This window comes from Butyrivibrio hungatei DSM 14810 (assembly GCF_900143205.1).
GTDB lineage: Bacteria > Bacillota > Clostridia > Lachnospirales > Lachnospiraceae > Butyrivibrio > Butyrivibrio hungatei.
In genome coordinates this window covers 142,035-164,134 of record NZ_FRDH01000004.1, presented here as the reverse complement: position 1 = coordinate 164,134, position 22,100 = coordinate 142,035, and the positions used below count along the sequence as shown (strand labels likewise).

Annotated in this window: 20 protein-coding genes and 1 tRNA gene; all 21 read right to left on the bottom strand. The window is 40.4% G+C overall.

Going from position 1 to position 22,100, the window contains the following annotated elements; translation table 11 throughout:
- Position 1: 1 nt before the first annotated feature.
- Positions 2–1,606 carry a peptide chain release factor 3 gene (locus BUA02_RS04785; protein ID WP_072701495.1) on the bottom strand — a complete coding sequence of 535 codons (1,605 nt, stop codon included), beginning with the start codon at positions 1,604–1,606 and terminating at the stop codon, positions 2–4.
- 235 nt (positions 1,607–1,841) lie between these two features.
- A complete protein-coding gene (locus BUA02_RS04780; RefSeq protein WP_072701493.1) occupies positions 1,842–3,932 on the bottom strand; it encodes a polyribonucleotide nucleotidyltransferase in 2,091 nt (696 codons plus the stop codon).
- Positions 3,933–4,166: 234 nt separating this feature from the next.
- On the bottom strand, positions 4,167–4,433 hold the full coding sequence (gene rpsO, locus BUA02_RS04775; protein WP_071175647.1) for a 30S ribosomal protein S15: 267 nt from the start codon (positions 4,431–4,433) through the stop codon (positions 4,167–4,169).
- A 159-nt stretch (positions 4,434–4,592) separates the two neighbouring features.
- Positions 4,593–5,198: a LemA family protein gene (locus BUA02_RS04770; protein ID WP_072701491.1), complete on the bottom strand. Its 606-nt coding sequence runs from the start codon at positions 5,196–5,198 to the stop codon at positions 4,593–4,595.
- Positions 5,199–5,201: 3 nt separating this feature from the next.
- Positions 5,202–6,269, bottom strand: a complete 1,068-nt coding sequence (locus BUA02_RS04765) for a DUF3137 domain-containing protein (RefSeq protein WP_072701489.1) — start codon at positions 6,267–6,269, stop codon at positions 5,202–5,204.
- A 177-nt stretch (positions 6,270–6,446) separates the two neighbouring features.
- Positions 6,447–6,644: a PspC domain-containing protein gene (locus BUA02_RS04760; RefSeq protein ID WP_071175644.1), complete on the bottom strand. Its 198-nt coding sequence runs from the start codon at positions 6,642–6,644 to the stop codon at positions 6,447–6,449.
- A 158-nt stretch (positions 6,645–6,802) separates the two neighbouring features.
- A complete protein-coding gene (locus tag BUA02_RS04750) occupies positions 6,803–8,497 on the bottom strand; it encodes a phospho-sugar mutase (RefSeq protein ID WP_072701487.1) in 1,695 nt (564 codons plus the stop codon).
- Positions 8,498–8,557: 60 nt separating this feature from the next.
- Positions 8,558–9,496 carry an AEC family transporter gene (locus tag BUA02_RS04745; protein ID WP_072701485.1) on the bottom strand — a complete coding sequence of 313 codons (939 nt, stop codon included), beginning with the start codon at positions 9,494–9,496 and terminating at the stop codon, positions 8,558–8,560.
- A gap of 18 nt (positions 9,497–9,514) precedes the next feature.
- Positions 9,515–10,423 (bottom strand): bifunctional riboflavin kinase/FAD synthetase, encoded by a 909-nt coding sequence (locus tag BUA02_RS04740; RefSeq protein WP_072701483.1) that lies wholly within the window; start codon positions 10,421–10,423, stop codon positions 9,515–9,517.
- A gap of 10 nt (positions 10,424–10,433) precedes the next feature.
- Positions 10,434–11,390 carry a tRNA pseudouridine(55) synthase TruB gene (gene truB, locus BUA02_RS04735; protein WP_072701481.1) on the bottom strand — a complete coding sequence of 319 codons (957 nt, stop codon included), beginning with the start codon at positions 11,388–11,390 and terminating at the stop codon, positions 10,434–10,436.
- Positions 11,391–11,459: 69 nt separating this feature from the next.
- Positions 11,460–12,410 carry a DHH family phosphoesterase gene (locus tag BUA02_RS04730; RefSeq protein ID WP_072701479.1) on the bottom strand — a complete coding sequence of 317 codons (951 nt, stop codon included), beginning with the start codon at positions 12,408–12,410 and terminating at the stop codon, positions 11,460–11,462.
- Complete coding sequence (rbfA, locus tag BUA02_RS04725) at positions 12,407–12,844, bottom strand: 30S ribosome-binding factor RbfA (protein ID WP_071175638.1); 438 nt, start codon at positions 12,842–12,844, stop codon at positions 12,407–12,409. Before rbfA ends, BUA02_RS04730 begins: the two co-directional genes overlap by 4 nt.
- 36 nt (positions 12,845–12,880) lie before the next feature.
- A complete protein-coding gene (gene infB / locus BUA02_RS04720) occupies positions 12,881–15,760 on the bottom strand; it encodes a translation initiation factor IF-2 (RefSeq protein WP_072701477.1) in 2,880 nt (959 codons plus the stop codon).
- Entirely contained in the window at positions 15,761–16,090 is a 330-nt protein-coding gene (locus tag BUA02_RS04715) for a L7Ae/L30e/S12e/Gadd45 family ribosomal protein (RefSeq protein ID WP_416386383.1), read from the bottom strand.
- Position 16,091: 1 nt separating this feature from the next.
- On the bottom strand, positions 16,092–16,349 hold the full coding sequence (gene rnpM, locus BUA02_RS04710; RefSeq protein ID WP_083572658.1) for an RNase P modulator RnpM: 258 nt from the start codon (positions 16,347–16,349) through the stop codon (positions 16,092–16,094).
- 1 nt (position 16,350) lies between these two features.
- Entirely contained in the window at positions 16,351–17,508 is a 1,158-nt protein-coding gene (nusA, locus tag BUA02_RS04705) for a transcription termination factor NusA (protein ID WP_071175636.1), read from the bottom strand.
- A gap of 25 nt (positions 17,509–17,533) precedes the next feature.
- A complete protein-coding gene (locus tag BUA02_RS04700) occupies positions 17,534–17,995 on the bottom strand; it encodes a ribosome maturation factor RimP (RefSeq protein ID WP_072701473.1) in 462 nt (153 codons plus the stop codon).
- An 814-nt stretch (positions 17,996–18,809) separates the two neighbouring features.
- Positions 18,810–19,574, bottom strand: coding sequence for a hypothetical protein (locus tag BUA02_RS04695; protein ID WP_072701471.1), 765 nt, complete (start codon positions 19,572–19,574; stop codon positions 18,810–18,812).
- Positions 19,575–19,852: 278 nt separating this feature from the next.
- A tRNA-Glu gene (locus BUA02_RS04690) sits at positions 19,853–19,924 on the bottom strand.
- 255 nt (positions 19,925–20,179) lie between these two features.
- Positions 20,180–21,139, bottom strand: a complete 960-nt coding sequence (locus BUA02_RS04685; RefSeq protein WP_083572657.1) for a D-2-hydroxyacid dehydrogenase — start codon at positions 21,137–21,139, stop codon at positions 20,180–20,182.
- 30 nt (positions 21,140–21,169) lie between these two features.
- Complete coding sequence (locus tag BUA02_RS04680; protein ID WP_072701469.1) at positions 21,170–22,072, bottom strand: hypothetical protein; 903 nt, start codon at positions 22,070–22,072, stop codon at positions 21,170–21,172.
- Positions 22,073–22,100 lie beyond the last annotated feature (28 nt).

Here is a 22,100-nt window from a genome sequence, read left to right as displayed (position 1 = left end):
CTTAGTTCTTTTTGAACTCAGATAAAACAAGCCCTTTATTTCTCTCCATAGTCATGCCTACACTCCACTCATTAATGAAAAGAAGAAGTGGTCTGTCATGCATATCCTTGATCTTTTTCATGTCAGATGTTCCAACAAGTGAAGACATATCAATATCCTCATTATCAACCCATCTAATATACTCATATGGGAGATTCTCAAGGATTATATCTACATTGTACTCACTTTGAAGTCTAAACTTCAATACATCGAACTGAAGTACACCTACAACACCTACAATGATCTCTTCGAGACCTGTATTGTACTCCTGGAAAATCTGAATTGCACCTTCCTGAGCAATCTGAGTGATACCCTTAACAAACTGCTTTCTCTTCATGGTATCAACCTGACGTACTCTTGCAAAATGTTCAGGAGCGAATGTAGGAATTCCCTCGTAAACGATATTATCTTTTGGCATACATACTGTATCACCGATTGAGAAGATACCTGGATCAAATACACCCATGATATCTCCCGCATAAGCTTCGCTCAGGATCTTTCTCTCATCAGCCATAAGCTGCTGTGGCTGTGAAAGACGCATTACCTTGCCACTCTGAACATGCTTAACTTCGTTATTGGCATCATATCTGCCAGAACAGATTCTCATGAAGGCTACTCTGTCTCTGTGAGCCTTGTTCATGTTGGCCTGAATCTTGAATACGAATGCTGAGAAATCTCTCTCCATAGGATCAATAACTTCTCCATCAGAAGAAATGCGTCCTGTTGGTGGTGTAGCCATCTTAAGGAAGTGATGAAGGAAAAGCTCAACACCAAAGTTCTGAAGAGCTGAACCAAAGAATACTGGTGTAAGTTCACCTGCTCTTACCTTATCAAGGTCATACTCTGCACCAGCTCCATCTAAAAGCTCAATCTCGCTCTGGAGCTTTTCAAATGCATCCTGACCTACCATGCTGTCAATTCCAGCCTTGTCATCTAAAGAGATAAATGTCTCCTTACCTTCCTTGGTACCCTTCTGAGTCTCTGAGAAAGTAACGATATGGCCTTCTCTTCTGTCATAAATACCCTTAAAGTTCTTACCTGAACCGATTGGCCAGTTCATTGGGCATGTAGCGATACCAAGGTTATTTTCGATATCATCAAGAAGATCGAAGGTATCCATAGCGTCCCTATCAAGCTTGTTGATAAATGTAAAAATAGGAATATGACTCATTGCACAGACTTTGAAAAGCTTTCTGGTCTGAGCCTCTACACCCTTACTGGCATCGATTACCATGACTGCTGAGTCAGCTGCCATAAGTGTTCTATATGTATCCTCTGAGAAATCCTGGTGTCCAGGTGTATCAAGGATATTAATGCAGCAATCCTCATAATTAAACTGAAGAACTGAGGAAGTAACTGAAATACCTCTCTGCTTCTCAATCTCCATCCAGTCAGATACTGCATGCTTGGCTGTAGCCTTACCCTTAACAGATCCAGCCTGATTGATTGCTCCACCATAGAGAAGGAACTTCTCAGTAAGTGTAGTCTTACCAGCATCAGGGTGTGAAATGATAGCAAAGGTACGACGCTTATTAATCTCACTAATAGTTTCTTTTGTATTACTCATCTTCTAATCCCTTAAACAAACTTAAATCTTATATTTCTTAAATCAGCTCAAATATTACCTGATCGACTATTACATAAATAAAAACGCAAGGACCAATACGTGGACAGTTTGGCTGTTTCAAAAAACGTCGGTACTTAGACGTCGTCCTTTGACGTCTTTGTACCGTTACGTTTTTTGCAAAACGAAAGTGTCAGCCAAATGGGCACGTATGTGCCTTGCGTTGCATTACGTTAACTCAGTCTTTAGGGCAATCCTTGATAGAGAAGCTGATACGTCCCATCTTGTCCTTGCCAAGGCAGATTACTTTTACTGTATCGCCAAGTGTAAGAACATCCTCTACATGGTCGATTCTCTCCTTAGAAATCTTGCTGATGTGAACCATGCCTTCCTTACCAGGAGCAAACTCTACAAATGCGCCAAACTCCTTGATGCTTACGACCTTACCTGTAAAGATCTGATCCTTCTCAAAATCAGTAACGATAACATTGATCATGTTAACTGCTTCTGCAATCTTGTCCTGATCTTCTCCGCAAACTGAAACCTTACCGTCATCTGTGATGTCGATCTTAACGCCTGTACGAGCGATGATCTCGTTGATTGTCTTACCTCTCTGTCCAACTACATCACCGATCTTCTCAGGATCGATCTGGAGAGAAACAATCTTAGGAGCGTACTTAGATACTTCCTTACGAGGCTCAGCAATAGCCTTGCTCATGCACTCATCCATAATGAAGAGTCTAGCTTCACGGCACTGTGCAATAGCTGTCTCAACGATAGGCTTTGTAAGACCGTGGATCTTGATATCCATCTGAATAGCTGTGATACCATCTTTTGTACCAGTTACCTTGAAGTCCATATCTCCGAAGAAATCCTCAAGTCCCTGAATATCTGTAAGAACGATGAAATCGTCATCTGTATCGCCTGTTACAAGTCCGCATGAAATACCAGCGACCATCTTCTTGATAGGAACACCAGCAGCCATAAGTGACATACATGATGCACATGTAGAAGCCATTGATGTTGATCCGTTAGACTCAAATGTCTCTGATACTGCACGGATTGCATATGGGAACTCTTCAACGCTAGGAAGAACTGGAAGAAGTGCTCTCTCTGCAAGAGCTCCGTGTCCGATCTCTCTACGTCCTGGACCTCTTGAAACCTTTGTCTCACCTACTGAGTAAGCAGGGAAGTTGTACTGGTGTACATATCTCTTGTCTGCAGCAAATGCATCAAGACCTTCAACCTTCTGAGCCTCTGAAAGAGGAGCAAGTGTTACTACGTCACAGATCTGTGTCTGTCCACGAGTGAACATAGCACTTCCGTGTACTCTAGGAATAAGGTCAACCTCAGCTGAAAGAGGTCTGATCTGCTTGATGTCACGTCCGTCTGGTCTCTTGTGATCCTTTAAGATCATCTTACGAACTGTCTTCTTCTCATACTGGTAGATTGCTTCACCAAGGATAGCAAGCCACTCTTCGTTATCAGCAAATTTCTCTGTAAGTCTATCTGTAATCTCTGCGATATTGTTCTCTCTTGTCTGCTTGTCGTCTGTAAATACAGCCTTCTCCATCTCTTCTGGAGGAACAACTTCCTTGATAGCAGCAAAGAGCTCTTCAGGAACTGCACAGCTTGTGTACTCGTGCTTTGGCTTACCAACTTCTGCTACGATACCCTTGAAGAACTCGATGATCTGAAGGTTAACATCATGAGCCTTGTAGATAGCTTCCTTCATCTTCTCTTCTGGAATCTCATTAGCACCAGCCTCGATCATGATAACCTTCTGTCCAACAGAAGCAACTGTAAGCTTGAGGTCACCTGTGTTCCACTGCTCCTGAGTTGGGTTTACGATAAGCTCACCATCGATCATACCAATCTGTGTCATAGCACATGGGCCATCGAAAGGAATATCTGAAATTGAAACTGAAATTGATGCACCAAGCATAGCAAGAAGCTCAGGTCTGCACTGAGGATCTACTGCCATAACCATAGTCTCGATTGTTACATCATTTCTGTAATCCTTAGGGAAAAGAGGTCTCATAGGTCTGTCGATAACGCGGCTTGTAAGAATAGCGTTCTCTGAAGGCTTGCCCTCTCTCTTATTGTATCCACCTGGAAATTTACCTACTGCATAAAACTTCTCACCATACTCTACTGAGAGTGGGAAGAAATCGATTCCATCTCTTGGCTTAGCTGATGCTGTTGCTGTACAAAGAACTGTTGTGTCACCGTACTGCATGAATGCGCATCCGTTTGCCTGTTTTCCTACTTTACCGATCTCTACCTTAAGGGTACGACCAGCAAGTTCCATTGAATAAGTCTTTACCATTATTTTCTCCTTCTACTGCCCATCCGCAGTCCATCATCCGCAAAAGCGCTTCAGGTGCGTGTGCAGTTTAAACATTTATTATGATATATGGTTTTCAAGGTCATAATAAAAATCACGAAGGCATAATCTTTATTATAACTTTGAACCCATATACCTAGTGCACTTTAGTAAAAATTGAAAAGACGGAATAAGCCGATGTGACTCAGCCATATCCCGTCTTTATAGTTCACAGAATTATTTTCTAAGACCAAGGTCAGCGATAAGCTTACGATAAGCTTCGATGTCCTTCTTCTTAAGGTATCCAAGAAGGCTACGTCTCTGACCAACCATCTTAAGAAGACCTCTTCTTGAGTGGTGATCCTTAGGGTTCTTTGAAAGGTGATCGTTGAGCTCCTTGATTCTCTCTGTAAGGATAGCTACCTGTACCTCTGGTGAACCTGTGTCGCCAGCTGTTCTAGCAAACTTGTTGATAACTTCTGTTTTCTTTTCCTTTGTAATCATTGTTACATTCTCCTTTTTTCTGGAAATCCGCCATATACACAGATAAAGGTTGGAGTATCCTTAATCCGAGTACTGGTAGTTTCTGTTACTATTTATTACTGATATTTTGTCAGCAACTATAGTATGTTAGCATATATTTGTCTTTATGTAAAGTCAAACTTAACCTAAGTCAATATTAGGCATTGGGATTTCGAAAGGCTTCTTTTCCTCTTCCTCTGCCTTAAGAAATTCATATGGTTCACAGTGCTGCATACCAGCTACGATGTTCATAGGAATCATCCTGATAGCGCTGTTAAATACTGTAACATTGCTGTTGTAGATTCTTCTCTGAGCAAAGAGTGTCTCTTCTGTCTCAGTGATAACCTTCTGAAGGTTAAGGAACTGCTCAGATGACTGGATCTGAGGATAGTTCTCAGCTACTGCATTGATAACGCCCATAGACTTTGTAAGATTTGAATCAAGCTGAGCGATTTCCTTTGAATTCATACCTGAACGATATTTGCAGCTCTCAAGAAGAATCTTCTGCTCTGTGCTAAGTACTGTTGCTGCTGCTGCGTAACAAGACTTAACTGACTGTGCTCTCTTCTGGCAAGCTACATCAATATTACTAAGTGCTTCATCTACTTTGTTCTTTAAAACAATAAGTTTGTTGTTTGTTCTAACATACCAACCGATAAGGATAAGTAAAAATGCTCCTACTCCTACTATTGTCTTAACTAAATAAGCTGCGTTATTAACTGTCTGTGCTGTCTGCTGTACGTCCATTTTTTAAGCTCCTTTTTTTCTTGTTGTAAAATCTTCTTTATCAAGTTCAAGCCCATCAACATAAGTTCTGATGAAATCATCAATACCCTTACACTTTTTGATTGCTCTTTTGATATTCTCTTTCTTGTGGGCTGGTGCATTTATATCAACCCATGTACTTGAATCATTCTGAGTATATAAGTATCCATTCATGAATAAGAGCATGAATTTATTTGCCCATTTCTTGGATCTAAGTGAATCATAAAAATCTCTGATCTTCATGATATGTCTTGGATTAAGAAGCATAAATGCTCCAAGTTCTTCGTTTGTAATTACCTTAAACTGTTTATTAAAAATAATGTCATCAGTTTCGATAGCAATCGCTCCGTCTTTTTTCTTAGGAATGAACTCGCTCTCGCCAACTTCAACATAACCAAGGAAATCATCTGGAAGCTTGATCTCTATAAAATTCATAGCATTAGACCAGCGATCATCTACCCCAAAAAGGTTAGAAGACTTTTCACTTCCTGTGTCTGCATATTTCTTGTAATGAACAAGGTTGTAATCAAGCCCTTTGTAACTGCCACTGATCTGTAAACGAGGCATAATTGTCTTGGTTCCACCATCAAAGAATGATGTTCGTGCATGATCTTCAAAGCCAAATCCAAGAGATGCAATATTAAAGACAGTTTTGCGACCTGGAACCTCTTTCTTTGTTCCATCAGGGTCTGTAACATCTTTCCTTATTCTATCAAGACAATGATATTTACTATACTCTCTTGAATAGGAAACATTTTTTACACCAAGATCTGGTTCAAATGCTCTGAAAATGCAATCTGCTGCTGACAGGTCTTTTGCCATACTGATTCCAAAACGTATTTCATCAACAAAATGCAAGTTTACTCCAATTGCAAATAATGTAGCTAGTACTTTGACCCACCATGGAATCGGAGCAAAAATATCTCCCAAAATGACTGCCGCAGTGATCAGAAATATAGCAAGTAAATTCCACTTTTCTTTTTCACGTGGCTCTAAGATTTCCTCTGCTGTATAGAGGCATCTTTCTTCCCCAACATTTTTCTCCTGCGCCATTTCTCCTCCTTTATTTACTCCCATTATTGTTACTTTTTTTGTAACAAGCAGTAACAGTTTCTTATTATATATGCTAAACACTCATAAATCAAGGCTTTTTGAGCGCTTAGTTTATTACAAATTCGCATAAAAATAGAGCTAAGTTAATACGCTTAGCTCTATATAAGGTTAGTGAAATTATTCTGTGTAATCAGGAGCATCACTCATAACAATCGCTGCGATGATATAAGCCCCAATGCCAACTCCTCCACCGAATGTTGTGAGCGCCCATACAAGTCTTACGATTGTTGGATCAATTCCAAAATATTCGGCAATACCTCCGCAAACTCCACAGATCTTTCTATCATTGCTTTTATATAATTTCTTTCCGTCCATGTCTACCCTCCATAAAAAATAGTTGTATAAAAACTAAAACACTAAAGCCACTTTGCTTGTGTTACTACGTATTATATTATTAGCTGCTTTTCTTTAAAATATCTACTTCAGTAAAAGAAGATACCTTATTTTTCTTTTTTGGCAAATTAGATGCCATTTTACTCTACACTGTTGATCAGGGCAAAGATTTCCTCTTTTATCTTCTGATTAACTAAAAGAGCATTCTCTCTTGAATCCTGATTTGAGTAGAAATAGAACTTGATCTTTGGCTCTGTTCCTGAAGGCCTGATAGCAAACCATGAACCGTTATCAAGGAATAACCTGATCGCATTCTGAGCTGGAATATCCTCATATCCGTTGATATAGTCTATAACCTTATCAACCTTGGCACCTGCAACAGATGTAGGAAGATTTTCTCTGAAGTACTTCATCATTCGCTGGATGCGCTGTGCTCCAGGAATACCCTCAAGTACGATATTAGGTTCGTCCTCGGCAAAGAATCCATATTTAGCATAGATTTCCTGAAGGACATCCCAAAGTGTCTTGCCCTGCTTTCTATAATATGCTGCTGCTTCTGCAACAAGCATACCTGCTGAGATACCATCTTTATCTCTGATATCCTCACAAACCGCGTATCCAACAGACTCCTCATATCCAAAGAGGTATGTATAACCATTCTCGTGAAGATATGGGATCTTACCGCAGATATTCTTAAATCCTGTAAGTGTCTCAAACATCTCTACGCCATAAGCCTTAGCCATGATAGTAGAAAGAGTTGATGTAACAATAGACTTGACCATAGCACCCTTTTGAGGAAGTGTTCCAGCGTCTTTTCTACCCTCTAATACATAGTTAACAAGCAGGTATCCAGTCTGGTTACCGTTAAGAGGAATATAATTACCCTCTGCATCTCTGATCTCAATAGCAAATCTGTCTGAGTCTGGATCTGTAGCCATTAAGAGCTCAGCTCCAAATTCCTTACCATACTTCTCGCTAAGCTTGAATGCCTTAGGATCTTCTGGGTTAGGATATCCAACTGTAGTAAAATCAGGATCAGGATTTTCCTGCTCAGGAACGATCTTCCAGTTATTGAATCCTCTATCTGTGAGCATCTGTCTAAATGGAATAGAACCGCATCCATTAAGTGGTGTATAAACAAGTGGAATAGAAAGGTCAAGTTCATCGCCCTCATGAATAGCCATCTTCTCGATCTTATCAAGGTACTCTCTGTCGTACTCTTCACCAAGGATTGTGATCTTACCTTCTTTTACAAGAGCATCAAAATCACCAGTCTTGATACCATTCCAGATATCAACTGCATTGATCTTCTCTGTCATGCCATCTGCGATCTCAGATGAAACCTGGCATCCATCATCCCAATATGCCTTGTATCCGTTGTATTCTCTCGGATTATGTGAAGCAGTAATGTTGATTCCTGATACTGTTCCAAGACGTCTGATCATAAATGCCAGCTCTGGTGTAGGTCTAAGATCAGGGAATGTGTAAACCTTGATACCATTTGTTGCAAAAATACCTGCTGCAAGCTTAGAGAACTCTTTTGAAAAATGTCTAGGATCATGGGCAATGATAACGCCCTTTTCCATATTATCTTTGCCAGAAGCCACGATATAATCAGCAATACCCTGTGAAGCCTTGCCGACAGTCAAAAAGTTCATTCTATTAGTTCCAGCGCCTACCTTACCACGAAGTCCTGCTGTACCAAATGCAAGATCCTGGTAAAAGCGCTCTTCAATATCTTTGTCATCATCCTTTATCTGAAGAAGCTCTGCCTTTAACGGATCGCTATCAGAAAGGTTTGTAAGCCATTCATTATATCTTTCTTTGTAATTCATTTATTAAACCTCCTTAATGAATTATTCGATTCAAATACTATTTTAACATATAAACATTTTTTATATGAGTGATGATCCTTTTAACACAAGTATCCACACAAATATTGTAAAAATACTAAGAATAGTGGAAACCACCACGTATTCTCCAGCCAGATCTGCGTCTCCATCCATACTCTGTGCCATTGGATATGATGCCGCTGCAACAGGGGTTGCAAACATGCAAAATACAACAAAAAGTTCAGCACCTCTAAAGCCGATCATAGACATGATAGTCACTATGATACTAGGTATCACAAGAAGCTTTAGCCCTGTTCCTATAGCAATTGGTTTTGCATTTTTCTTCATATCAGAAGCCTTAAGGGTTCCTCCTAATACAAAAAGAGATAAAGGAGTTGCCATATTACAAAGCTGGGATATAGGTCCAGTAAGGCATACCGGCATCTTAAGAGGCATCAGATTAAATAAGATACCTGCGATGGCTCCTATGATAAGAGGATTCTTAAGGATATTTTTTACCAGTACATTTGGTGATACCGATCCACCTCTGAAGTACTCAAGGATTGCCACAGATGTGATGTTATAAAGAGGCACGATAAAGGCTACCATGATACTAGCCATTACCACTCCTTCTTTTCCAAATACACTCTCTGTCAGAGGAATCGCAAAAAGAACTGAGTTACTCCTAAAGATTGCCTGCATTATAACGCCGCGTCTTGAATTTTCTTTTTCAAACAAAGGAACAAGAAAAAATACGGCGAATATGACCACAAGGGTGGCTGCAAAAGCAAAGCCTACATATCCCGCGCCCTTAAGCTCAGTAAAATCCACATCATATAGATTGTTGAACATAATAAACGGGAAAAAGACGTTAAAAACGACTCCATTTAGCTCTTTTAAAAACTTTTCCTGTACAAGTCCTATTCTCCTTGAGATAACTCCAAGAAATATGTAAACAATAAAGGGTATTACTGCATTTGTAGCGATTATCAGATTTTCCATTGCTGTCCCAGGCCTTAATTATTTTGCTGCAAGCTTAAGATCACTTTCTATCTGAGTCTTAAGCTGATCTATACTGTCAAATTTCATTTCCGGTCTCAAAAAATCTTTGAGCTTTACTTCTATTGCCTTACCATAAACGTCTTCGTCAAAGTCATAGATATAAGTCTCAACGCCTACCTTCTCATGCTCTGAAATAGTAGGTTTCCTGCCGATATTGGTCATACCCCTATACTCGCAGCCATCTATCACGACAAGGCTACTATATACGCCAAATGGAGGAAGGAGCTTATTGTCTTGAGGAAAGATATTTACTGTTGGAACGCCTATTGTGTGACCAATATGCCTTCCGTGCTCAACGATCCCACTGATACTATAGTCATAGCCAAGAAGCCTTCTGACCATATCCATATCTCCGTCTGAAACAACGTTTCTTACTCTAGTGGAACTTACTTCTTCGCCATCCATCATGACCTTATCAATAAGCCATAGGTCAAATCCCAGTTCCTTACTTAAGTTCTTGAGAAGGAACTGATTACCGCTTCCTTTATCACCAAAAGAGACATCGGTGCCCGCAGCTATGTACCTGGCATTTAAGTCATCTACAAGAATGTTTCTTACAAAATCCTCCGGTGGTGTTGCTACCGTAGCCTCGGTAAGCGGGAACTCTACAAGAATATCTATTCCCATCTTCTCAAAAGCTCTTCTCTTTTCATTTCTGGTAAAAAGCTGTCTAACTGTATGTCCAACAAAAAACTCCTCAGGAGATGGTTCAAAGGTAAACACTGTAGCTTTGAGACCGTTTTTCTTTTGCTCAAGTATCATATCAAGGAGCTTCTTGTGGCCTAGATGTATTCCATCAAATTTACCCATTGCTATGGCTGTTTTTTCATTTATATTCAGTTCATCAAGTCTTGTGATTATCTGCATCTTTTATATCTCATTTCTCAAAAAAGAACTTGTCCACCTTGAACATCTTGGTTCTTGCATCATATATATATATTCCAAAGAATGTCTCATCTTCGGCGTATACTCTGATCATATTGCCATCTTCAAGCATTTCTTCAAGATACTCTGTATCGTTAACTCCCTCAGGATCTTCATTTATAATGTTGTCCTTCCTAAAGCTGTTACCATTTTCCAAAAGAACTCTTGCTGAATCCTTGACGTGAACCTTATCAAGATCTCTAAAGATAAACTCTGGGGATTGGATATTGTCCATCAAAGTACCATCATCTCTCATCTGCTCAATCTGTGACAAAGTAAAGGCTGTCTCAAGATTAAAGGCGCCCACTCTTGTCCTTGTAAGATGCTGCATTGCTGCGCCACATCCGAGACGAAGGCCGATGTCATGGCACAAAGTTCTGATATATGTTCCCTTGGAGCACTTTACTTCCATAGTAAACATATGCTCATCCTCTAAATGTGAATCATCAAGGATCGTGATGGCATCTATATGGATCTTTCTTGGTTTTCTTTCTACTTCGATTCCTTCTCTTGCAAGTTCGTAGAGTTTTTTGCCATCCTGTTTGATAGCTGAAAACATAGGAGGAATCTGGTCATAGTCTCCAACAAAGGCCTTAACCGCCTCGTGGAGCTCCTCTTTGGTCACATGAACCTCTGATGATTCAAGTACATTGCCAGACATATCCTGGGTATCAGTTATAACACCCAATCTGCATACAGCTATGTACTCCTTGTCATGATCTGTAAGCATCTCAACAAGCTTGGTCCCTGTACCGAGGCACACTACCAAAACTCCCACAGCGTCTGGATCAAGAGTTCCTGTGTGTCCAATCTTTCTCTGATGAAGGATGCCCCTAAGTTTAGCCACAACATCATTAGATGTAAAGCCCGGCTCCTTATATATGTTTATTAGTCCGTTATACTGGTTCATATTTTTCCTATCCAATGTGATAAAACAAGCCACAAGACATAATATATCTTGTGGCTATTATTCATGTGATCATTCAAACAGCTGCTGGTGTATATATTTAGTAATGTTATTGATAACGTCGTGCTGTGTTCCATTCACTGTGCAGCCTGCTGCTCTCTGATGGCCGCCACCTCCGAAGAGCTGGGCAATCTTGGAAACATCAACTGCTCCATTACTGCGAAGACTCACCTTGTAGACCAAAGGCTCGATCTCATACATAAACACAGAACAATCAACTCCGATAGTAAGGAGCATCTGATTGACTATACCATCAAGGTCACTGCTGACAGCTCCATAGAACTCCATTGTCTGCTTGGAAACAACAGATACTATACATCTGCCGTTCATGAGCATGATACTTTCCAAAAGAGCTCTTCCAAGAATCTGATTCTGCATATAGGTCTTTTCATAGAAAACATGATCTATAAGACTTCCAAAATCAAAGCCGTAAGAAATAAGATCTGCCGCAACCTGCATAGTCTTTGGAGATGTATTGTTATACTTGAAAACACCAGTATCTGTGACCATTCCGGTATAAAGAGTCTTGGCTATATCAATATCAAGTTTGCTATTATCGATCACATCATAAACAAGCTCACAGGCTGAACTAGCTGTAGGAACAATATAGTTCTCATGACCAGTTCCCTGATTGCTGATATGATGGTCAATGTTAACAACCTTCTTTGCACTGTCCACAAAGGCTTCTGCCTTACCAGTTCTGTCTTTGCCACAATCAAGAACAATAAAAAGATCGTAGCTGTCAACATCAGTTGTGAACTCATGATTTACCTTATCAACATCTTTGATAAAGGTAAGTTCTGCAGGTATACTCTCAAGAAAAACGTCAATCCTGGCATCTGGATAGCATTTGGACAAATACTGATACATGCCCATACAAGAACCGACGCAATCACCATCTGGTCTTATATGACCGCTGATACCAACAGTCTTTACACCTTCCATTAGCTGATCGATCTTCATTCTTCCTCCTCAAAAGAGTCCTCATCAACAAAGTCATCTGACTCAGTTTCAATGTCCTCTCCACGAGCTGCTCTAGCCTCATTGTCCTTAGCAGTTACTTCATCGATTATCTTGGACATATTGATTGCATATTCAATAGAATCATCCATGATAAATCTAAGCTCTGGAGTATATCTCATATTGAGCTGCTTGGCTACTGTGCTACGGATATAACCTGCTGCACTCTTAAGACCTTCTGCAGTTCTAAGTCTATCCTCGTCATTACCCATAACAGTCACCCAAACCTTGCATGTCTTAAGGTCAGGGGCAACCTCTACATCCATAACGGATGTAAAGGGACTGATCCTTGGGTCTTTACTATAACGAATTGCTTCAGAAATAACCTTCTGAACTTCACCGTTTATTCTTTTATTTTTATTACTGTTTTTTCTCATAAAATTCCTCTTACATACGGAAGTTCTGCTCTCGCATCAAGTTCTTGGAACCTCTACCATCTCGTAAGCTTCTACCATATCGCCTTCGTGAAGCTGATCGAAGCCATCAAATACAAGACCACACTCAAAGCCTTCTTTAACTTCCTTGACGTCATCCTTGAATCTCTTAAGAGAAGCAAGATCACCTTCGAAGATCTGCTCGCCATCTCTAGAGATACGAACCTTGCAATCCTTCTTGATGATACCGTCCTTAACGAAGGAACCAGCGATGTTACCAACCTTAGAAGCCTTGAAGATCTGTCTAACTTCTGCATGACCAGTAACTCTCTCCTCATAGATAGGAGCAAGCATACCCTTCATAGCATACTCAATCTCTTCGATAGCCTGGTAGATAACCTTGTAAAGCTTGATCTCAACGCCTTCATGTTCAGCCATACTCTTAGCTGTTGCATCAGGACGAACATCAAATCCGATGATGATAGCGTTTGATGCTGCTGCAAGAGTTACATCAGACTCATTGATTGCACCAACACCACCATGGATAACCTTAACAACAACTTCATCATTTGAAAGCTTAAGAAGACTCTGCTTGAGGGCCTCTACGCTACCCTGAACGTCAGCCTTGATGATGATGTTAAGTTCCTGAAGTCTACCCTCTTCAATCTTGGAGTAGAGATCATCAAGAGACATTTTTGCCTTTGTCTCTTCAATAAGATCCTTCTTGTGCTGCTGAAGGTATGTATTAGCATACTGCTTAGCCTGCTTGTCAGTCTCATGTCCAAGGAATACCTCACCGGCATTAGGAACATCTGAAAGGCCAAGGATCTCAACTGGCTGTGAAGGACGAGCTTCTTTGAGCTTGTTACCCTTATCATCAACCATGGCTCTAACCTTACCTGAGCTTGCTCCAGCAGAAATGAAGTCACCTACATGAAGTGTACCCTTCTGAACAAGAACGTTTGCAACAGGACCACGGCCCTTATCAAGTCTAGCTTCAAGCACAAGACCTCTTGCCTCTCTATCAGGGTTAGCCTTGAGCTCAAGGATATCAGCAGTAAGAATGATAGTCTCAAGAAGGTCTTCAATACCTTCACCTGACTTAGCTGAAACAGGTACGAACTCTGTTGTTCCGCCCCAATCAGTAGAAATAAGACCGTATTCAGTCATTTCCTGCTTAACTCTGTCAATATTCGCATTTGGCTTATCAATCTTGTTAACAGCTACAATGATCTCTACTTCTGCAGCCTTAGCATGGTTGATAGCTTCTATTGTCTGTGGCATAACTCCGTCATCAGCTGCAACTACAAGTACAGCGATATCTGTAGAATTAGCACCACGCATACGCATAGCTGTGAAAGCTTCGTGACCAGGAGTATCAAGGAATGTGATCTTCTGATCATTTACTGATACCATGTAAGCACCGATTCTCTGTGTGATACCACCGGCCTCTCTATCAGTAACACTTGTCTTACGGATTGCATCAAGAAGTGATGTCTTACCATGGTCAACGTGACCCATTACGCAGACAACAGGAGGTCTCTTCTTGAGAGTCTCTGGTGCATCCTCATCCTCCTTAAGAAGCTCTTCGATAACATCAACAGGAATCTCCTTCTCGCAGATGATATCGTAATCGATAGCTATATTCTCAGCTTCCTCATATGTAAGCTCTGTATTAACTGTTGAAACCTGACCAGCCATAAACAGTTTCTTGATGATAACTGATGGCTGCATCTTCATCTTCTCAGCAAGTTCCTTAATGGAAACCTTCTCTGGGATTGAGATAACCTTGATCTGCTCTTCAGGCTCTTCTACCTTCTTAACCTCAGGCTTAATGAATCTGCCGACTCTCTTACTTCTTGGCATCATCTCTTCCTGCTCGTAAGCAAGATCCTTCTTGTTTCTCTTATCCTTTTCCTGTCCGATACGACGTCTCTCTTCGTCTCTGTGGCTTCCACCCTCTTTTACAGGTGCATCAGCAAAGCTGTTGTTTCTGGATGAACCCTTATCAAACTTGTTTCCGCCAAATCTGTTGTCGTTTCTATCATTTCTATCGTTTCTGCCGACGAACTTACCGCCGCCCTGTTGAGCGCCCTGATTATCACGGCCACCTCTTGGTCCGCCAAAGGAATTGTTCTGACCATCTCTGCGGAATCCACCATTTCCATTGTTTCTATTCTGGAAATTATTTCTATCGCCTCTGTCATTTCTAGGTCCATTGTTTCTGTCCCCATTCTGACGGAAGTTTCTGTTATCTCTATTTCTATCATTCTGTGCAGGAGCTGCATTCTGCTCTCTTGCTGGAGCTTTAGGCTGTACGTTCTCCTGTACCTGCTCTTTAACCTCTGGCGCTGCCTGAGTCTGAACTGGAGTTTCCTTCTTTGGTGCTGGCTTAGGAGCTGGTGTCTTTGATACAACGTTATCATAGCTATCAAGCTGTGATGGAGCTGTTAAAGGCTTGATTGGATGGTAAACATTCTGTGACTGAGCAAAAGTTCCTCTTCTGCCGTTATTGTTTCCACCATTTCTATTGCCACCATTATCACGGCGCTGGTTGTTATTGTTATTATTGCCGCCGTTCTGGCCGTTATTGTATCCACCCATCTTGGAATTACCAGCATTGGTAACCATGATGATCTTGCTCTTCTTTTTCTTTGGCTCATCGCCGGCTGCCTGCTTAGGCTCTTCCTTTGGAGCTTCTTTCTTAGCTTCCTTTGGAGCGCCCTTACTCTCTGCAGGTGCCTTTGCCTCCTTGGTAGCTCCACCCTTGAAGTGCTTTCTTGCTATCTCTGCATCAGCTTCCTCGATAGAACTATTCGAACGTTTTGCCTCTATGCCTTTCTCCTGCAGAACACTTATCAGCTCCTTTGCGTCGCATCCAAGCTCGCTTGCAAGTTCGGATATTTTAATTTTTGCCATTCACATTTCCTCCGTACTTTTTTCTAGAAGTAAGTCCTTTATGAGGGTCTTAGCCAAACCTTGGTCTGTTACAGCCAGACTCGTTCGAACGTCCTTACCAATTGCATGTCCCAAGTCATCTTTGTTGCCAAAGAAGTAGATTGGAACGTTATAATAACTACATTTATCTCTAAACTGCTTTTTTGTATTATCTGAGGCATCTTCACTGACAATGACCAGTACTGCTGTCTTTTTTCTGACAGCTTCTAGACAGGCGAACTCGCCGCTCTTTAGCTTACCAGCCCTCATGCATAGCCCCAGCATAGAATATATCTTGTTAGAATCCAATATCTTAGCCAAGCTCCTTTTCCATTCGCTCAAGCACGTCTGCTGGTATCTGAGCCTTAAGAGATCTCTCAAGTCCTTTGTTCTTGACTGCTTTCAAAAGACATTCCCTGGAGCTACAGATATATGCTCCCCTGCCATTAGCTCTACCTGTGGTATCAAGAACAATCTCGTCCTCAGGTGTCTTAATGACTCTGATCATCTCTTTTTTCTCTTTCATTTCACCGCAGCCGACGCATTTTCTCATCGGAATCTTTTTTTGCATATTATTCCTCAACTTCAGCATCAGAAGACTCTACATCGCCTTCTTCATACTCGCCCTCTTCGTACTCATCGTAATCTTCATCATCAAGATAGTCTTCCATACGGAATCCTGGAGCATCCTTAGCCTGTGTCTCACTCTTGATATCGATCTTGTAACCTGTAAGTCTTGCAGCAAGTCTAGCATTCTGACCTTCCTTACCGATAGCAAGTGAAAGCTGATAGTCAGGAACTACTACCTTAGCGCTCTTCTCGTCAGGATCAGCAAATACTGCAACGATCTTGGCAGGTGAAAGAGCATTCTGAATAAGGTTACCAGGGTTCTCATCCCAGTTGATAACGTCGATCTTCTCACCGCCGAGTTCATCAACGATAAGATTTACTCTTGCTCCGTTAACACCTACGCATGCACCAACTGCATCTACGTTAGGGTTGTTAGAATAAACTGCAATCTTAGTACGGCTTCCAGCCTCTCTAGCGATTGATTTAATCTCAACTGTTCCGTCCTGGATCTCAGCAACTTCCTGCTCAAAGAGTCTCTTTACAAGATCTGGGTGAGTTCTTGAAACAAGAATTCTTGGTCCCTTTGAACCATTCTTAACTTCAAGGACATATACTCTGATACGAGATGTAGGTCTGTAAACCTCTCCCTTTACCTGCTCATTCTCATTGAGGATAGCATCTGCTCTTCCAAGGTTGATGCTAACATTCTTGCCAATGAATCTCTGAACAACACCAGTAACGATGTCATGCTCTTTCTCAAAATACTCATTGTAGATAGCACCACGCTCTTCCTCACGGATCTTCTGAAGGATAACGTTCTTGGCATTCTGTGTAGCGATACGTCCAAACTCCTTAGAATTAAGAGGAACTGCTACAACATCATCAACCTTTGCCTTCTTGGTGATCTTCTTGGCATCATCAAGTGAGATCTCAATCTGAGGATCCATAACATCATCAGCAGTCTCAACTACAGTCTTGTCTGCATAGCACTTAAAGTCACAGTTGTTTCTGTCAACTTCTACTCTGATATTTTCAGCTCTGCCAAAGTTGTTCTTGCAAGCTGTGATAAGTGAATTCTCGATTGCATCAAACAGAGAATCCTTGCTGATGTTCTTCTCCTTTTCTAAAAGATCAAGGGCATCCATTAATTCTTTACTCATCGTAATCTCCTTTTTTACGCTTGGATCAAAAATCCAAAGCAAGCTTAATCACTGATATCTCTTTTCTTAAAAAGTTTTCATCTTTGTCATTTATAGTTACGGTTACGCTATCGCTGTCAAAACTCTTAAGCGTACCAGCAAACTCCTTGACACCATCTCTGGCCTTGAAGAGCTTGAACTCTACATCCTGTCCGATACTGTTTGCAAAATGTCTGTCCTTCTTGAGCTGTCTTCCAAGTCCTGGACTTGAAACCTCAAGAGTATAAGCATCTTCAATAAAGTCATCTGCATCTAATGCATCAGATAAAGCATGACTTACATCAACGCACTTGTTGATATCCACTCCGCCTTCTCTGTCAATGTAGGCACGAAGATACCATTCACCAGCCTCTTTGACATATTCAACGTCATAGATCGTGACGCCGTTAGCCTCGGCTATTGGAACTAACAGTTCCTCGGTTTTCTTCTCGATTTCATTTTTCTTCATGAATTAAACCTCATCCTTCGATTCATATATTCATAATCTGAAACATGATTTACATATGAATACATAAATCTTATCTAAATACATAAAGAAAGTGGGCTTTCTTCAAGCCCACTTAACATTTACCATATCGACAATACCACAATAACGCATTTTCGTCAAGGGCTACTATTTTATCACCTTGAGATTCATTTGTCATCACTGTATTTTTTCTCAGGTAATACTATTAGCTTGTTTTTTGCATGTTTTGGTATGCTTGATGCAAAAGCAAGTGATACCATATTCTTATATATTCCTATTTTAGTACCACTGTATCAAACTTCAGTAATACCATTTTTCTTTTTTCAGTTGTTTTAGTATCATCGCTTAAAATTCTTGTAATACCATTATGCTTTAGCTAGTTCTTTTGGTATCACTTGCACGGATTCAAGGGATACCATTCACTCTTTTCTTGCCTTTTTAGTATTACTACGTATAGCTCTTGTAATACCATTAAGGTTTATCTTACATTTTTGGTATCACTACGCAGAGCTCTCGTAATACCATTGCACTTATTCTAGCTATTTTGGTATCACTTGCACGGATTCAAGGGATACCATTCACTCTTTTCTTGCCTTTTTAGTATTACTACGTATAGTTCTTGTAATACCATTAAGGTTTATCTTGCATTTTTAGTATCACTACGCAAAACGCCCGTAATACCATTGCACTTATTCTAGCTATTTTGATACCATCTCAAAGGACTTCAGCAATCCCGCAGTAATACTTCAGCAATACCGCAGAATACTTCAGCAATCCCACAGTAATACAAAATAACCTATTCTTTCAGATATAGCGTTATCACCTTCCTAACATCATCAATTGTTAAAGGATGGCGCTTTGTTTCAAAAGTCATGATAAGGTTCACGCCCGGAATATACCCATTTTTCATATAAAGAGATATCTTGCGCATCATATTGTCAAAATAAGCCGCATCATCAACCAATCCAAAATGTTCCCAAATAAAAATTTCGCCTGTAGCATCCTTTCTAATAGTAAAATCAGGATAAAATGCGATTCCGTCAATGTCTAGCAAGCATTCATATCTATAAGAAATTCCTTGTTCAAAAAGTTCATTGGCTATTAGTGCCTCCGATTTAGACCTCACATATTGGCCCTTAGGAGCCTTAACTATCAAATTTTCCGGATGAGAATGACTAGATTCATAAGATTCACTACCCCAGTCATCACAAAGAATAAGAGAGCGATACGGCGAATTCCCTTCGATCAAAGCCCTATAATCAGTGCATTTTCGCTTCTTAAGATATGCTTTAATGCAAGAAAGCTCATTTTCTTTATCTCGTAAAAGAGCTTTAGCATAAGCCTTCTTAGCAAGCTTCCGCGCAAGTTCCTCATCTTTCTTATTAAGGTACTTTCTCTCAAAGCCTCCCTTTTTATTCTTCTTTTGGTGGTACCATCTGTAGTGTCCATTTTTATTCAGAGCGACTATTGTTCCAGATGGAGCCTGAGATAACTCCTCCTTTAATAATTCTATTGTCTTTTCTATCTCAGCCTTTTTCTCAACAAAATGATCATCATTCATAAATCTATATGCTTACACTCCTTCTACTAAATGAATATAAAAATCATATTTCAGCATGTTTTTGTCATAGCTTGCCAATACGCATAAGCCTTTGAATTTCCATTATCAACCATCAAATAAAAAATAAAGGAAATATTTTGGATGAATATCCACAACTAATCTAAAGATGCACTTTCCGTGCTAACTACTTAGAATATATAATTAGAGCATTTGATAAAAAAATAATCTCAACTATCAGATAGTTGAGATCTCGGGTTGGGCTGCTATTGCAGTCGAAATACCTCGTAGCGGAATCGAACCGCTGATTCTGCCGTGAGAGGGCAGCGTCTTAACCGCTTGACCAACGAGGCTTACTAGCTTTTGTCGACCGCCGTATCGCGGCGACTTGTTTATATTATCTCAAAGACAAAAATAATGCAAGTACTTTTTTCAATTTTTTTTAAAAAAATTTTATGTTAACTTCAAGGCGTTCCCATAATTTCCAAGATAACGTCAAAGCGCTCGCCTTCCTCCCAGGAAAATACTGACAATCAACAAATCCTCATCTAACGAAATAAATTATAAAAAAATCGGCGACTTAGTTTTCCAAGTCGCCGAATCTTATATTAATTTACTATATTCCTTGGTTCGCCCTTCTGCCATGCCTGTACATTCTTTTTTACTTCTTCGAGGCATCTTTTTCTAGCTTCTGTACTAGCCCATGCCATATGAGGTGTTACAAAGAGCTTGCCACTATCCTGAATCTTAAGAAGTGGTGAATCCTTAGCCATAGGCTCCGGGTTAAGTACATCGAGGCCTGCTGCCGCGATCTTGCCTTCTACAAGTGCATCATAGAGATCCTGCTCGCTGACTACAGCTCCTCTTGCTACATTAATAAGGATCGCATTTTTCTTCATCTTGTCAAAAGCCTCTTTATTAAAGAGGTTTCTAGTTCTATCACTAAGTGGGCAGTGAAGAGATACCACATCAGAACGACTAAGAAGCTCGTCAAACTCTACTCTCTCGTAATCTGTGCAGGTACTCTTTCCTGAAGCAGAATAGAAAATAACCTTTGCCCCAAAAGCAGTCGCGATCTCTGCAACCTTTCTACCTATATTACCCATTCCAACAATTCCATAGGTCTTGCCATCAAGCTCATTAAATGGAATATCAAGGCAACAGAAATGTGGCTGATTAGCGTATTGGCCACTCTTAACAAACTCATCATAATACTTGCAGTTCTCCATAAGGTAAAAAAGAAGTGCAAAGGTATGCTGTGCTACTGACATAGTTGAATAGTTGACCACATTTGCAACCTTAACGCCATGTCTGTTGCAAGCTTCTATGTTTGCATTATCAAAGCCTGTTGCGAACTCGCAAATAAGCTCAAGGTCTGGTGCATCATCTAATATTTTGTCAGTGATGGCACTCTTGTTGATCATAAGGACCTTGGCGTCCTTAAGTCTCTCAGCTGCATTGTCATCTGTTATCTTGTCGCCATAATATGTGCACTCACCCAGTTCATCAAAGAGGGTGTAGTCCATATCTGATCCTACGCTATCGGTATCTGCTACTACTATTTTCATAATCCGCTCCTTCATTAATATAAAATATTTTTATTCAAGACTTACTTCAGGAAGTTCCTGACTTGTCCAGTTTGTATCATTAGTATAAAAAATATCCTCTGAATAATTGTGCAAAAGAATATATGCGCGTCCATCTTCTACAAGGACAAGCTCATATCCAAGTCCGCCCATGGTTGGCACAAAGGAATCTACATATTTGCACTTGGCTCCATCTCCAAGGGCTTTGTCATCATAGAGACTTACAACGCCTTCATCTGTGCTAAATTCAAAGACATCTTTGTACTCATCCTCAGAAATAAGTTCCTTAATAAGCTTAAGCTCATTATCTGTATATGTCTCTTCCATGATGCCTTCATTGGTATGTACCACTTCGCCAGTTGTGTATTCACCATTTGGTGATACAGCCATTCCCATCATACCAGCTGTTCCGGCGCATCCAACAAACATTTCGCCATCATTCATATGGAAAAAGATATATCCGTCATATTCTTCATCCTTAAAGATAGCTGTATTGTCAGAAACAAAGTACGCTACTCCCTCTGCATCTCCTGTATGAGAAAAATACCAGAAATCACCAGTAAAACTAAACTTCTCCTTGTCCTGATCACTGATAGTGATATCTCCGCCAATTGATGAGTGATTGTTTGTCTGCTGCCACTGTCCTTCGAAGTTTGTAGCAGTCTCTGTACTCTTTCTAGTCTCATATATAGGTGCTATAGTCTCAACTTCAATGTACTTATTTATATCTTCCTGACAAGTGATATCTATTGGGTCACTTGAATCAGCAGTTGCTACTGCTAAAGCCGCCTCAGTAGAAGCTTCTGTGCTGCTGTCCGCATTTGTAAACTCCTTATCAATAGGCTCTGCCTTAGTAGCACATCCTGTTAAAAGAGCTGCTGCCAGCATGATAGGTAAGATAGTCTTTTTATTCATAATAATGCTCTCCTCTGTATATATGTTT

Bases quoted from the DNA above. Each gene is read 5' to 3' on its own strand.
- BUA02_RS04785 (WP_072701495.1), bottom strand. From the start codon at position 1,606: ATGAGTAATACAAAAGAAACTATTAGTGAGATTAATAAGCGTCGTACC.
- BUA02_RS04780 (WP_072701493.1), bottom strand. From the start codon at position 3,932: ATGGTAAAGACTTATTCAATGGAACTTGCTGGTCGTACCCTTAAGGTA.
- rpsO (WP_071175647.1), bottom strand. From the start codon at position 4,433: ATGATTACAAAGGAAAAGAAAACAGAAGTTATCAACAAGTTTGCTAGA.
- BUA02_RS04770 (WP_072701491.1), bottom strand. From the start codon at position 5,198: ATGGACGTACAGCAGACAGCACAGACAGTTAATAACGCAGCTTATTTA.
- BUA02_RS04765 (WP_072701489.1), bottom strand. From the start codon at position 6,269: ATGGCGCAGGAGAAAAATGTTGGGGAAGAAAGATGCCTCTATACAGCA.
- BUA02_RS04760 (WP_071175644.1), bottom strand. From the start codon at position 6,644: ATGGACGGAAAGAAATTATATAAAAGCAATGATAGAAAGATCTGTGGA.
- BUA02_RS04750 (WP_072701487.1), bottom strand. From the start codon at position 8,497: ATGAATTACAAAGAAAGATATAATGAATGGCTTACAAACCTTTCTGAT.
- BUA02_RS04745 (WP_072701485.1), bottom strand. From the start codon at position 9,496: ATGGAAAATCTGATAATCGCTACAAATGCAGTAATACCCTTTATTGTT.
- BUA02_RS04740 (WP_072701483.1), bottom strand. From the start codon at position 10,423: ATGCAGATAATCACAAGACTTGATGAACTGAATATAAATGAAAAAACA.
- truB (WP_072701481.1), bottom strand. From the start codon at position 11,390: ATGAACCAGTATAACGGACTAATAAACATATATAAGGAGCCGGGCTTT.
- BUA02_RS04730 (WP_072701479.1), bottom strand. From the start codon at position 12,410: ATGAAGATCGATCAGCTAATGGAAGGTGTAAAGACTGTTGGTATCAGC.
- rbfA (WP_071175638.1), bottom strand. From the start codon at position 12,844: ATGAGAAAAAACAGTAATAAAAATAAAAGAATAAACGGTGAAGTTCAG.
- infB (WP_072701477.1), bottom strand. From the start codon at position 15,760: ATGGCAAAAATTAAAATATCCGAACTTGCAAGCGAGCTTGGATGCGAC.
- rnpM (WP_083572658.1), bottom strand. From the start codon at position 16,349: ATGCAAAAAAAGATTCCGATGAGAAAATGCGTCGGCTGCGGTGAAATG.
- nusA (WP_071175636.1), bottom strand. From the start codon at position 17,508: ATGAGTAAAGAATTAATGGATGCCCTTGATCTTTTAGAAAAGGAGAAG.
- BUA02_RS04700 (WP_072701473.1), bottom strand. From the start codon at position 17,995: ATGAAGAAAAATGAAATCGAGAAGAAAACCGAGGAACTGTTAGTTCCA.
- BUA02_RS04695 (WP_072701471.1), bottom strand. From the start codon at position 19,574: ATGAATGATGATCATTTTGTTGAGAAAAAGGCTGAGATAGAAAAGACA.
- BUA02_RS04685 (WP_083572657.1), bottom strand. From the start codon at position 21,139: ATGAAAATAGTAGTAGCAGATACCGATAGCGTAGGATCAGATATGGAC.
- BUA02_RS04680 (WP_072701469.1), bottom strand. From the start codon at position 22,072: ATGAATAAAAAGACTATCTTACCTATCATGCTGGCAGCAGCTCTTTTA.